Origin of the sequence: Pseudomonas sp. PA-6-3C, from assembly GCF_021605825.1 — a bacterium.
GTDB classification, from domain to species: Bacteria; Pseudomonadota; Gammaproteobacteria; order Pseudomonadales; family Pseudomonadaceae; genus Aquipseudomonas; species Aquipseudomonas edaphica.
The window spans coordinates 24,319-36,402 of the sequence record NZ_WKDV01000033.1 but is presented as its reverse complement, the minus strand read 5'-3'; the positions used below and the strand labels follow the sequence as shown (position 1 = coordinate 36,402).

The following is a 12,084-nucleotide window of genomic DNA, read 5'->3' as shown; positions in this document are numbered from 1 at the left end:
GCCCGGCCTGACAAAAGCCAGACCGGGCGTTGCGTTTAGAGTCCGTACGCTGCGCGGGGCATTTGCATGCCCACACGCGGCGTGGCTCCGGAAGTGCGCGAGTTAGAGGCTGCGAGCAACCTGGACCTTCTCGTAGACTTCGATCTTGTCGCCAGCCTTGACGTCGTTGTAGCTCTTGACGCCGATACCGCATTCCATGCCGGCACGTACTTCGGAAGCGTCATCCTTGAAGCGGCGCAGGGATTCCAGCTCGCCTTCGAAGATAACGATGTCTTCACGCAGTACACGGATCGGACGGTTACGGTACACAGTACCTTCGATAACCATGCAACCGGCGATCGCACCGAATTTCGGCGAGCGGAACACGTCACGCACCTCGGCAACACCCAGGATGTTCTCCCGGACATCGCTGCCAAGCATGCCGGTAAGGGCTTTCTTGACGTCTTCGATGATGTCGTAGATGACGTTGTAGTAACGCATGTCCAGGCCTTCCTGCTCGACGATCTTGCGAGCGCCAGCATCGGCACGCACGTTGAAGCCGAACAGTACAGCGTTGGAAGCCAGTGCCAGGTTGGCGTCGGATTCGGTGATACCACCGACACCGCCACCCACAACGCGCACTTGCACTTCGTCGTTACCCAGGCCGTTCAAGGCGCCGTTCAACGCTTCGAGGGAGCCACGAACGTCAGATTTGAGGACGATGTTAAGCGTCTTCTTCTCTTCCTGGCCCATGTTCTCGAAGATGTTTTCCAGCTTGCCTGCGTGAGCACGGGCCAGCTTGACTTCGCGGAACTTGCCTTGACGGAACAGAGCCACTTCACGGGCTTTCTTCTCGTCGGCAACTACGCTCATCTCGTCGCCAGCGTCCGGGGTACCGTCCAGGCCGAGGATCTCGACCGGGATAGCCGGGCCGGCTTCCTTGATTGGCTTGCCGTTCTCGTCGAGCATGGCACGTACACGGCCGTAGTTCGAACCAACGAGCACCATGTCGCCTTGGCGCAGGGTACCGTCTTGAACCAGAACGGTCGCAACCGGGCCACGGCCCTTGTCCAGACGCGATTCCACCACAACACCACGACCAGGGGCCGATGGAGTAGCGGTCAACTCAAGTACTTCGGCTTGCAACAGAACAGCTTCGAGCAGTTCGTCAACGCCAGTACCCATTTTTGCGGATACCGACACGAATGGCGTCTCGCCACCCCACTCTTCAGAAGTCACGCCGTGAACCGACAGTTCGCTACGGATGCGATCGAGATCAGCGCCCGGCTTGTCGATTTTGTTCACTGCAACCACCAGCGGTACGCCAGCCGCTTTCGCGTGCTGAACGGCTTCGATGGTTTGCGGCATCACGCCGTCGTCCGCTGCAACTACCAGGATCACGATGTCGGTAGCCTTGGCACCACGGGCACGCATTGCGGTAAACGCAGCGTGACCAGGGGTGTCGAGGAAAGTCACCATGCCACGCTCGGTTTCAACGTGGTACGCGCCGATGTGCTGGGTAATGCCGCCGGCTTCGCCTGCAGCAACCTTGGCACGACGGATGTAGTCGAGCAGGGAAGTTTTACCGTGGTCAACGTGGCCCATTACGGTCACAACCGGTGCACGGGAAACAGCCTCACCTTCAAACTTCAGGGACTCAGCCAGGGAATCTTCCAGGGCGGTGTCGCTGACCAGGGTCACTTTGTGGCCCAGCTCTTCAGCAACCAGCTGGGCAGTTTCCTGGTCCAGTACCTGGTTGATGGTGGCTGGAGTGCCCAGCTTGAACATGAACTTGATGATTTCAGCTGCCTTGACCGACATCTGCTGGGCGAGATCGCCAACAGTGATGGTCTCGCCGATCTTCACTTCACGCACGACAGGGCCGGTTGGGCTCTGGAAACCGTGGGCGTTGCGTTTTTTCAGCTTGGCCTTGCCGCGACCACCACGACGGAAGCCATCGCTTTCTTCGTCGGTAGTACGTGGGGCAACGCGTGGAGCAGGCGCTTTCTCTTTGACCGAAGCACGATGCGGAGCGTTTTTACGCTCACCATCGCCACCACCACCGCGACGATTGTTATCGTCGGCACGTGGTTTGTCCGGACGACGAGGTTCGTCGCGCTTGCGAGCGTCAGCTGCGGGAGCTGCGGCAACCGGGGCGGCCTCACGCACAGCTTCAACTGGCGCGCTAGGCGCAGCGGCTGCTTCAGTGGCAGCAGGTTGCGCAGCAGCAGGCTGGCGACGCGCTTCTTCTTCGGCGCGACGCTTGGCTTCTTCTTCAGCCTTCTGACGAGCAGCATTTTCTACTGCGCGACGTTCTTCCAGCTCGCGCTTGCGCTCGGCTTCGATTTCTTCCGGGCTGCGCTGTACGAAGACTTTCTTCTTGCGCACTTCAACGCTGATGCTTTTGCTACCAGCAACACGCAGGGTGCTGGTGGTTTTGCGCTGCAATGTAATCTTGCGCGGTTCTTCCACTTTCGCCTTGTGGCTGCTCTTCAAGTGAGTCAGCAAAGACTGCTTCTCACTATCGCTCACACCTTCATCGGCGGCGGTGTGCGGCAGACCTGCCTCACGCATCTGCTGCAACAGGCGCTCTACCGGTGTTTTGACCTCATCGGCCAGTTGTTTCACCGTGACTTGCGTCATGCACTTCTCTCCTCAGGCCGCGCCTAGTTACTCGAACCAATGGGCTCGGGCGGCCATGATCAACTTGCCGGCACGATCTTCGTCAATGCCGTCGATGTCGAGCAGATCGTCAATAGACTGCTCGGCCAGGTCTTCGCGGGTAATTACGCCGCGCACCGCCAGTTCCATCGCCAAATCCTTGTCCATACCCTCAAGCGAGAGCAGGTCTTCGGCCGGATGGGCGTCTGCCAGCTTTTCCTCAGTAGCGATGGCTTTAGTCAACAAGCGATCCTTGGCTCGAGCGCGAAGCTCGTTGACGGTGTCTTCGTCAAAGCCGTCGATGTTGAGCATTTCTTCCAACGGTACGTAGGCAATCTCTTCCAGGCTGGTGAAGCCTTCATCTACCAGCACCTGCGCCAGGTCTTCGTCGACTTCCAGCTCGTCGATGAAGTTGCGCAGGATGTCACCGGTTTCAGCTTGCTGCTTAGCCTGGATGTCCGATTCGGTCATCACGTTCAGGGTCCAGCCGGTCAGTTGGCTGGCCAGACGCACGTTCTGACCACCACGACCAATGGCCTGAGCCAGATTGTCTGCGCCAACGGCGATGTCCATTGCATGGGCATCTTCGTCAACGATAATTGCCGCCACTTCAGCTGGCGACATGGCGTTGATCACGAACTGCGCCGGGTTATCGTCCCACAGCACGATATCCACACGCTCACCGCCCAACTCGCCCGACACTGCCTGGACGCGCGAACCGCGCATACCAATGCAAGCGCCCTGCGGGTCGATGCGTTTGTCCTTGGAGCGGACCGCGATCTTGGCGCGCGAACCCGGGTCGCGGGACGCAGCCATGACTTCGATCAGGCCTTCGGCGATTTCCGGCACTTCGATGCGGAACAGTTCGATCAGCATTTCCGGCGCGGTACGCGACAGGATCAACTGAGGGCCGCGGTTCTCGGTGCGGATTTCCTTGAGCAGCGCACGCAGACGCACGCCGACACGGAAGGTTTCGCGAGAGATGATGTCTTCGCGGGCCAGCAACGCTTCAGCGTTGTTGCCCAGGTCAACGATCACATTGTCACGAGTAACTTTTTTCACGGTGCCGGAGATGATTTCACCCAGGCGCTCGCGATAAGCGTCAACGACTTGAGCGCGCTCAGCTTCGCGAACCTTCTGCACGATGACTTGCTTGGCAGTCTGTGCAGCAATACGGCCGAATTCGATCGACTCGATCTTTTCTTCGACGACATCACCGACCTGGGCGCCCGGATGCGTTTGCGCAACCTTGCTCGGCCAGGTTTCGATGGCCGGATCATCAAGATCGGCTTCTTCGACGACCGTCCAGCGACGGAAAGTCTCATAGGCACCGGTGTGGCGGTTGATTTCCACACGCAGATCAACTTCGTCTTCAAAACGCTTTTTGGTAGCAGTGGCCAGGGCCAGCTCCAGCGCTTCAAAAATCACGTTTGCCGGTACGCCTTTTTCATTGGATACCGACTCAACAACCAGCAGTACTTCTTTGCTCATCGTACGCCTCGCCTTTCGCAAGCCATTGGATCCGCGGGATCCGCGTCTCAGTCAAAACTGGGAATAATGTTGGCCTTGTCGATCATATCGATCGGCAACAGGAACTCATGGTCTTCTACCTGCACCACGACATCCTGTTCTTCTACACCGCGCAGAAGGCCCTGAAAGTTGCGTCGCCCTTCAAAGGGTGAGCGCAGCTTGATCTTCACTTGTTCACCGGCAAATTTTTCAAACTGATCAATAGTGAACAGTGGGCGTTCCATGCCTGGCGAGGAAACTTCGAGGGTGTATTCAACGGCGATTGGATCTTCAACATCCAGCACACCGCTGATCTGACGGCTGACAATGGCACAATCGTCCACCAGCACGCCGCCCTCTTTATCGATATAAACGCGCAACATTGAGTGGCGACCTTGAGCCGAAAACTCAATACCCCAGCATTCATAGCCTAGGGCCACGACCACCGGGGCCAGCAAGGCCTGCAACTCTTCTAGCTTGCTCGACACCTGAACCCCCTCGTGCATGTATGTGCATGCTGTGCAAAATAAAAAAATGGGCGAAACGCCCATCCTTGAAACGCCGTCGAACAGCGGCGTTGAAAGTGTCCAGCTAACAAAAAGCCCCTTAAAAGGGGCTCCGCTAAAACTGGTTGCGGGGGCCGGATTTGAACCGACGACCTTCGGGTTATGAGCCCGACGAGCTACCAGACTGCTCCACCCCGCGACAAAGCTGGGGCGGAAGTATACGACCGATCCCTTACAGGGTCAATGTAACCTTCCACCTACAAGAAAGCCCGCAACAGCGGGCTCTCCTGATAATTGGTACCGAGAAGGGGACTCGAACCCCTACACCCTATGGGCACAACCACCTCAAGGTTGCGTGTCTACCAATTCCACCACCTCGGCAATACAGCGTTTACAACCCTTCTTACTTCTGCTCTTGAGCTGGAGGTACGTCAGTCGCTGGAGTAGCCGACTTTTGCTCTTGAAGCACCGGGACATCATCAGAAGCCGGTTTTGCTTTTGGTACTTCCAAAACTGCTGGGTTTGGGAGACCTACCTGAGTCAGCACATGAGCTTTCTCTTTAGCAAAGTAACCTAACCCCAAGCTGGTTATGAAGAAACCGGCGGCAAGTATAGCAGTAAACTTACTAAGAAAGGTAGAGGAACCTTGGCTTCCGAACACAGTATTTGAAGCACCTGCACCGAAAGACGCACCAGCATCCGCACCTTTACCCTGTTGCAACAAAACCAGGGCAACTACGCCCAGGGCAGCCAACAGATGAAAAACGACCACGACTGTTTCCAGCATTTTTTCAGTTTCCCGCGGCGCGACAGATCGCACCGAACTCATCTGCATTCAGGGAAGCTCCACCAATGAGCCCCCCATCGATATCCGGCATGCCGAACAGTTCGACCGCATTGGCCGCCTTCACGCTGCCGCCGTATAGAAGCCGCACACCTTGCGCGACTTCAGAATTCTCTGCCGCTAACTGCGCGCGGATGGCTGCATGCACATCCTGCGCTTGTTGCGGTGTAGCAGTCAGCCCGGTGCCAATGGCCCAGACCGGCTCGTAAGCAATTACTGCCTTTGCAAATGCACCAACACCCAGCTCCTCGATGATGCTGCCCAGCTGACGCGAGACAACTTCAAGAGTCTTGCCCGATTCACGCTGCTCCAGGGTCTCCCCTATGCACAACACTGGAATCAAGCCACAAGCCTGTGCCGCTGCGAACTTGCGATTGAGTGTCCCATCACGCTCGCCCATCATCTGACGGCGCTCGGAGTGCCCGACAAGCACATAGGAACAACCCGCATCAACCAGCTGACTCGGTGAAATCTCACCGGTCAACGCACCTTGCATGGGTTCCACCGCAGAGTTCTGCGCGCCGACCTGAATCGACTTGCCTTTCAAACCATCAACCACCTGGTTGATATGCAAGCAAGGCGGGAAAACCGCAACATCAACACCGCTAGGCAAGGCCAAGTGACGAAGGCCATTGATCAGCTCAGCGACACTGGCGCGGGTACCGTGCATCTTCCAGTTACCAGCTACCATAGTGCGACGCATGCTGTACCTCGTCGGTCAAAGTGGGCGCAGATGTTACCCAACCACACCATCACTGGCAAGCCGAATTCAGGCGCAAATTTCAGTTACCAGTTTTGCCAGGTCTTCGGCGTGGCCGCGAACCTGTGTTTCGTCCTCGCCTTCGACCATGACACGCACCAGCGGCTCCGTGCCGGACTTGCGCAACAACACGCGGCCACGCCCAGCCATTGCAAGGGTCACACGCTCGCAGGCGTCTTTGACAGCAGGGTGCTCGATAGGGTTTTCGCCACCGGCAAAGCGCACATTCAGTAGAACCTGCGGGCACTTGCGCAGCGCCTGGCGCGCTTGAGCCAGACTCTCTTTGCGACGACGCAAGGACAGCAATACCTGCAGCGCAGCAATAATGGCATCGCCCGTGGTGGTGTGCTGGAAGCAAACCACATGCCCCGAGTTCTCTCCGCCCACCAGCCAGTTACGCTCCAGCAGCTCGGCGATGACATAGCGGTCACCGACATTGGCGCGTACAAACGGAATCCCAAGCTCGGCCAAGGCCAACTCAAGCCCGAGATTGCTCATCAGCGTGCCAACCACACCGCCTTGCAGCTTGTCACGCTCATGCAGGTCGCGGGCAATGATGAACAATAGCTCATCGCCATCAACCACCGCACCGGTGTGATCCACCATCAATACGCGGTCACCGTCGCCATCGAAGGCAATACCGAGGTCAGCGTGCTCGGCCAGGACAGCAGCCTGCAGCTGCTCCATATGCGTCGAGCCGCAGTTATCGTTGATGTTCAAACCATTTGGCTGGGCCGACAGCACCGTCACATCGGCACCCAGCTCCTTGAATACGCTGGGCGCCACTTTGTAGGTTGCACCGTGAGCACAGTCGACAACAATTTTGAGGCCGGCAAAGTTGGTGCTGGTCGGCACACTGCTCTTGCAGAACTCGATGTAACGGCCTGAGGCGTCATTGATACGCGAGACCTTGCCCAGCTTGCTGGACTCAACCACGGTCATCGGCGCGTCCAGCAACTCTTCGATCATCAGCTCGATCTCGTCCGGCAGCTTGGTGCCCTGGCCCGAGAAGAACTTGATGCCGTTGTCATCATGGGGATTGTGCGAGGCACTGATCACGATACCGGCTTCAGCGTGGAAGGTACGTGTCAGGTAAGCGATTGCCGGCGTCGGCATGGGCCCCAGCAGCATGACATCGGCGCCTGCGGCAGACAGCCCCGCCTCCAGCGCAGATTCGAACATGTAACCCGAGATGCGAGTGTCTTTGCCCACCAGGATGCGGCAAGCGCCCATGCTGCGGAACGCCATACCTGCGGCCCAGCCCAGCTTAAGCATAAAGTCAGGAGTAATCGGGAATTCGCCGACCCGACCACGAATACCGTCGGTGCCAAAATATTTTTTAGTCATAAGTGCTCCATCGTTCTATTCGGCTGATTCTACCGCGGCCAGCATGCGCACCACATCAACCGTCTCGGCGACATCATGCACCCGCAAAATACGCGCGCCCTTGGTCACGGCAAGTGCCGCCAACGCCAGGCCACCGTACAACCGCTCACCCACAGGGCGATTCAGGGCCAGCCCTATCATGCTCTTGCGCGACACGCCGACCAACAAGGGTCGACCAAGGGCGTGCAAAGCTTCCATATGCTTGAACAGGCTCAAGTTGTGTTGCAGGGTCTTGGCGAAGCCAAACCCGGGATCCAGGATAATCTTTTCGGCTGCGATGCCCACCTTGGCGCATTGAGTCATTCTTTGCGCAAGAAACCCACTCACCTCACCAACCAGATCATCGTAATGCGGGCTGTCCTGCATATTGCCGGGTTCTCCCAACATATGCATAAGGCACACCGGCAGTCCGGTTGCCGCCGCCGCATCCAGCGCGCCATCACGCTGAAGGGAGCGCACATCGTTGATCAGCCCCGCACCGAGGCGCGCTGTCTCGCGCATTACTGCGGGAGTCGAGGTGTCCACCGAGATAATCACATCCAGCTCACGGGCAATCCGCTCGACGATTGGCGCGACCCGCTCCAGCTCCTCCAAGGGAGAAACCACGCGAGCGCCCGGTCGAGTTGACTCACCACCGACATCAATCAAGGTCGCGCCAGCCGCCACCATCGCCTCGGCATGACGCAACGCGGCATCCTGCTGATTGAAGCGGCCGCCGTCAGAAAAAGAATCGGGGGTTACATTAAGAATGCCCATGACATGCGTATGGGCCAAATCAAGAACCCGGTTGCCGCAAGGCAACCGGGTGGAGGACAGCGCAGAAGTCATTTCAAACCTTAGTGGTCAGCTGCGGGGCCGCCGATCGGGGCTTCAGGACGTTCGTTCTGTACCACAGGCGGGGTGCCCGAAGTGCCCGAACCACCTTCCCAATCACGAGGCTCACGCGGTGCGCGACCCGCCATGATGTCGTCAATCTGATCGGCATCAATGGTTTCGTACTTCATCAGCGCATCAGCCATTGCATCGAGCTTGTCGCGGTTATCCGTCAGGATCTGCTTGGCCGTGCCGTAGCACTGGTCAATGATGCTGCGCACTTCGGAGTCGATCAGCTTGGCCGTCTCACCCGAGAAGCTGGCAGCTTGACCGCCGCCACCACGACCCAGGAACACTTCGCCTTCTTCCTCGGCATACATCAAAGGACCGAGTTTTTCCGACAACCCCCACTTGGTCACCATGTTCCGCGCAATCTGGCTGGCACGCATGATGTCGTTTGAAGCACCGGTGGTCACACCGTCGAAGCCAAGCGTCATCTCTTCAGCAATCCGGCCGCCATACAGAGAACAGATCTGGCTGATGAGCGCACGCTTGGAGAGGCTGTAACGATCCTCTTCCGGCAGGAACATGGTCACACCCAGCGCACGGCCACGAGGAATGATCGACACTTTGTAGACCGGGTCATGCTCAGGCACAACGCGACCAACAATGGCGTGACCGGCTTCGTGATAAGCGGTGTTCTGCTTCTCTTTCTCGGACATGACCATGGATTTGCGCTCGGCACCCATCATAATCTTGTCTTTGGCCAGTTCGAACTCTTTCATTTCCACAATGCGCTTGCCGGTACGGGCAGCGAACAACGAAGCCTCGTTGACCAGGTTGGCCAGGTCGGCACCGGAGAAGCCTGGCGTACCACGGGCAATCACGGCCGGAGCCACGTCGTCACCCATTGGCACTTTGCGCATGTGTACTTTCAGGATCTGTTCGCGACCGCGAATATCCGGCAGCCCCACCACAACCTGACGGTCGAAACGGCCCGGACGCAGCAACGCTGGGTCGAGCACATCCGGACGGTTAGTCGCGGCGATGACGATGATGCCGTCATTCATTTCAAAGCCGTCCATCTCAACCAGCAATTGGTTGAGGGTCTGCTCACGCTCATCGTGACCGCCACCCATGCCGGCGCCACGATGGCGACCCACGGCGTCGATTTCGTCGATGAAGATGATGCACGGTGCGTGCTTTTTGGCCTGTTCGAACATATCGCGAACACGGCTGGCACCAACACCGACGAACATCTCGACGAAGTCAGAACCGGAAATGGTGAAGAACGGCACCTTGGCTTCACCGGCAATCGCCTTGGCCAGCAAGGTTTTACCGGTACCCGGAGGACCGACCATCAGCACGCCGCGAGGAATACGGCCGCCCAGGCGCTGGAACTTGCCCGGATCACGCAGGAACTCAACCAGCTCACCGACTTCTTCCTTGGCTTCATCACAACCTGCGACGTCAGCCAGGGTGGTTTTCACCTGATCTTCAGAGAGCAGGCGCGCCTTGCTCTTGCCGAAGCTCATCGGCCCGCCCTTGCCTCCCGCACCACCTTGCATCTGGCGCATAAAGAACATGAACACGGCGATAATCACCAGGATCGGGAAGCTCGCTACCAATAGCTGAGTCCAGATGCTCTGCTGTTCAGGCTGCTTGCCTTCAACCACTACGTGGTTATCCACCAAGTCGCCGATCAGACCGTTGTCCTGGATTGCCGGACGAATGGTCTTGAAGCTGTCGCCATCGTTGCGCTTGCCGGTGATCACGTAGCCATCAACCGCTACACGCTCGACCTTGCCATCCTTAACTTGCTGGATGAAGTCGGAATAGTTGAGGGTCTGCGGCTCGTTAGGGCTGGAGAAGTTGTTCATCACCGTCACCAGGACAGCCGCGATGATCAACCACAGGATCAGATTCTTTGCCATATCGTTCAATTAACTACCCTCTGAAGCAAGCTCCGCTACTGGCGCGCGCTTCGCATGATATTCACCGGCCTAACTTACTACATTACCTACAACTCTGGCAGGCGCCGTCTGTAACCCTTTGTGAAACTTTGACTACACAATATTCGTAAAGCTTCGTGACGAAAGCGATATAAAAAAACCTATCGCCCTCCTCGAATTCCTCAAAAACGCTCTTCGCTCTCCGCCCCTTCGACACCACGGAAGCCGCGGCACAGCAGGTATTGCTCGCGTGACCGGTCTCGCGAAGAGTCTGGTTTGCGCGTCTGTACCTTGTCGAACAATTTGCGAATGTTCTTGTGGTACTCGTCAAAACCTTCGCCCTGGAAGACTTTCACCAGGAAATCACCACCGGGACGCAAAACCCGACCCGCCAGATCCAGTGCCAACTCGCACAGGAACATGGCCCGCGGCATATCAACGGCCGGTAATCCACTCATATTGGGGGCCATGTCGGAAATCACAAGGTCTACCTGCGAATTTCCCACAGCCTCAAGGATCTCGGCCAACACCGTGTCCTGGGTGAAGTCGCCGTGTACAAAGGTCACATCCGGGATGCTGTCCATCTCAAGGATGTCTGAAGCGATCAATCGACCTTGCCCACCAATCAGACGACTGGTCACTTGGGACCAGCCACCAGGGGCTGCGCCAAGGTCGATAACGCTCATGCCTGGACGAATCAATTTATCCTTGTCCTGGATCTCCAGCAGTTTGTAGCTGGCCCGGGAACGGTAGCCGTCCTTTTGCGCCTTTTTGACGTAAGGATCGTTGAAATGTTCTTGTAGCCACTTAAGGCTGGTTTTGGAACGGGCCACGGGCCACCTCGAAAATAAAACGGGTCGTGATTAACTGGGCGGTCCCGGACTCGCTCGGGTAAACTGGCCGCCGCTTTTTACAAGATCAGACGCAGGGGTCAGATTATGCCGCTCACTCAAGAGCAGAAGAAACAGTACAAATCCATTGGCCACCATCTGAAACCAGTTCTGATTGTGGCAGACAACGGTTTGACTGAAGGTGTGTTAGCCGAACTGGAACGCGCATTGGGCGATCATGAACTGATCAAGATCAAGGTCAACATCCTTGACCGCGAAGCGCGTTTGGCCGCCATTGCAGAACTGTGCAAGGTCGGCAAAGCGGACCTGGTACAGGTCATCGGCAAGATGGCACTGCTGTATCGCAAGAACTTCAGCGTCAACAAGCAGCTGTCGAACGTACACCGCTTCAAGTAATACAAGGGTCACGGGCGTGCTTCGCGCGCCCCGCCGCTCCATCCCGGTGCCGGCTGTATAACCAGCACCAGGCCGGAGAACCCTAGCACAAGATAGCTGAATAGCTGCCAGCGCAACGCTTGCGGCAGCCACACATGCACCACGCAAAACATTGCGCACGCATACAGCGCCATCAACAGCAATTGGCCGCGAATATCCCGCCACAAGCTCCTCAAACCCTCGGTCTTGACCAGCACCAATGCCTGGAGCGTCACGCACGCCGCTGCAAAACCCACCAGCAGCGCACTCAGCATTCCGTTGAGCTCATCGATCAGCAGCGGTGCCAGGCCAATCAGGCCCAACACCGGCAGCACACCGATGTGCAACAACCATAGGCCACCCACCCAAAGCATCTGGGCGAGCTGCCAAAGCATGGCGCCCGCACGAA

11 protein-coding genes and 2 tRNA genes are annotated in these 12,084 nt (G+C 57.5%); 1 reads left to right on the top strand and 12 read right to left on the bottom strand.

Translation table 11 applies throughout. From position 1 onward, the window contains the following. Positions 1-102 precede the first annotated feature (102 nt). The 11 genes from infB to rlmE all read right to left on the bottom strand — a co-directional run bounded on the left by infB (position 103) and on the right by rlmE (position 11,243). Positions 103-2,622 (bottom strand): translation initiation factor IF-2, encoded by a 2,520-nt coding sequence (infB, locus tag GIW48_RS20785; protein WP_017139249.1) that lies wholly within the window; start codon positions 2,620-2,622, stop codon positions 103-105. 27 nt (positions 2,623-2,649) lie between these two features. Next, positions 2,650-4,131, bottom strand: a complete 1,482-nt coding sequence (gene nusA, locus GIW48_RS20780; RefSeq protein WP_017139250.1) for a transcription termination factor NusA — start codon at positions 4,129-4,131, stop codon at positions 2,650-2,652. A gap of 47 nt (positions 4,132-4,178) precedes the next feature. Continuing rightward, a complete protein-coding gene (gene rimP / locus GIW48_RS20775; RefSeq protein WP_236460801.1) occupies positions 4,179-4,637 on the bottom strand; it encodes a ribosome maturation factor RimP in 459 nt (152 codons plus the stop codon). A 140-nt stretch (positions 4,638-4,777) separates the two neighbouring features. After that, a tRNA-Met gene (locus GIW48_RS20770) sits at positions 4,778-4,854 on the bottom strand. A 96-nt stretch (positions 4,855-4,950) separates the two neighbouring features. Further along, positions 4,951-5,036: transfer RNA gene (locus tag GIW48_RS20765), tRNA-Leu, on the bottom strand. A gap of 22 nt (positions 5,037-5,058) precedes the next feature. Beyond that, a complete protein-coding gene (secG, locus tag GIW48_RS20760; protein WP_010206600.1) occupies positions 5,059-5,442 on the bottom strand; it encodes a preprotein translocase subunit SecG in 384 nt (127 codons plus the stop codon). A gap of 4 nt (positions 5,443-5,446) precedes the next feature. Further along, positions 5,447-6,202: a triose-phosphate isomerase gene (gene tpiA / locus GIW48_RS20755; protein ID WP_003194193.1), complete on the bottom strand. Its 756-nt coding sequence runs from the start codon at positions 6,200-6,202 to the stop codon at positions 5,447-5,449. Positions 6,203-6,268: 66 nt separating this feature from the next. Next, complete coding sequence (gene glmM / locus GIW48_RS20750; RefSeq protein ID WP_017139252.1) at positions 6,269-7,606, bottom strand: phosphoglucosamine mutase; 1,338 nt, start codon at positions 7,604-7,606, stop codon at positions 6,269-6,271. Positions 7,607-7,621: 15 nt separating this feature from the next. Then, entirely contained in the window at positions 7,622-8,473 is an 852-nt protein-coding gene (gene folP, locus GIW48_RS20745; protein ID WP_017139253.1) for a dihydropteroate synthase, read from the bottom strand. Between the two features lie 8 nt (positions 8,474-8,481). After that, complete coding sequence (gene ftsH, locus GIW48_RS20740; RefSeq protein ID WP_032865933.1) at positions 8,482-10,392, bottom strand: ATP-dependent zinc metalloprotease FtsH; 1,911 nt, start codon at positions 10,390-10,392, stop codon at positions 8,482-8,484. Positions 10,393-10,592: 200 nt separating this feature from the next. Continuing rightward, a complete protein-coding gene (gene rlmE / locus GIW48_RS20735) occupies positions 10,593-11,243 on the bottom strand; it encodes a 23S rRNA (uridine(2552)-2'-O)-methyltransferase RlmE (protein WP_017139255.1) in 651 nt (216 codons plus the stop codon). A gap of 105 nt (positions 11,244-11,348) precedes the next feature. Here rlmE and GIW48_RS20730 point away from each other — a divergent pair, with 105 nt between their 5' ends. After that, entirely contained in the window at positions 11,349-11,657 is a 309-nt protein-coding gene (locus tag GIW48_RS20730; RefSeq protein ID WP_017139256.1) for a YhbY family RNA-binding protein, read from the top strand. Positions 11,658-11,665: 8 nt separating this feature from the next. Here the strand turns inward: GIW48_RS20730 and GIW48_RS20725 are convergent, their stop codons facing one another. Next, entirely contained in the window at positions 11,666-12,070 is a 405-nt protein-coding gene (locus GIW48_RS20725; RefSeq protein ID WP_170038177.1) for an MFS transporter, read from the bottom strand. Positions 12,071-12,084 lie beyond the last annotated feature (14 nt).

Excerpts from the sequence above, each read along its gene's own strand:
- infB (WP_017139249.1), bottom strand. The coding sequence starts at position 2,622 with ATGACGCAAGTCACGGTGAAACAACTGGCCGATGAGGTCAAAACACCG.
- nusA (WP_017139250.1), bottom strand. The coding sequence starts at position 4,131 with ATGAGCAAAGAAGTACTGCTGGTTGTTGAGTCGGTATCCAATGAAAAA.
- secG (WP_010206600.1), bottom strand. The coding sequence starts at position 5,442 with ATGCTGGAAACAGTCGTGGTCGTTTTTCATCTGTTGGCTGCCCTGGGC.
- tpiA (WP_003194193.1), bottom strand. The coding sequence starts at position 6,202 with ATGCGTCGCACTATGGTAGCTGGTAACTGGAAGATGCACGGTACCCGC.
- glmM (WP_017139252.1), bottom strand. The coding sequence starts at position 7,606 with ATGACTAAAAAATATTTTGGCACCGACGGTATTCGTGGTCGGGTCGGC.
- folP (WP_017139253.1), bottom strand. The coding sequence starts at position 8,473 with ATGACTTCTGCGCTGTCCTCCACCCGGTTGCCTTGCGGCAACCGGGTT.
- ftsH (WP_032865933.1), bottom strand. The coding sequence starts at position 10,392 with ATGGCAAAGAATCTGATCCTGTGGTTGATCATCGCGGCTGTCCTGGTG.
- GIW48_RS20730 (WP_017139256.1), top strand. The coding sequence starts at position 11,349 with ATGCCGCTCACTCAAGAGCAGAAGAAACAGTACAAATCCATTGGCCAC.
- GIW48_RS20725 (WP_170038177.1), bottom strand. The coding sequence starts at position 12,070 with ATGCTTTGGCAGCTCGCCCAGATGCTTTGGGTGGGTGGCCTATGGTTG.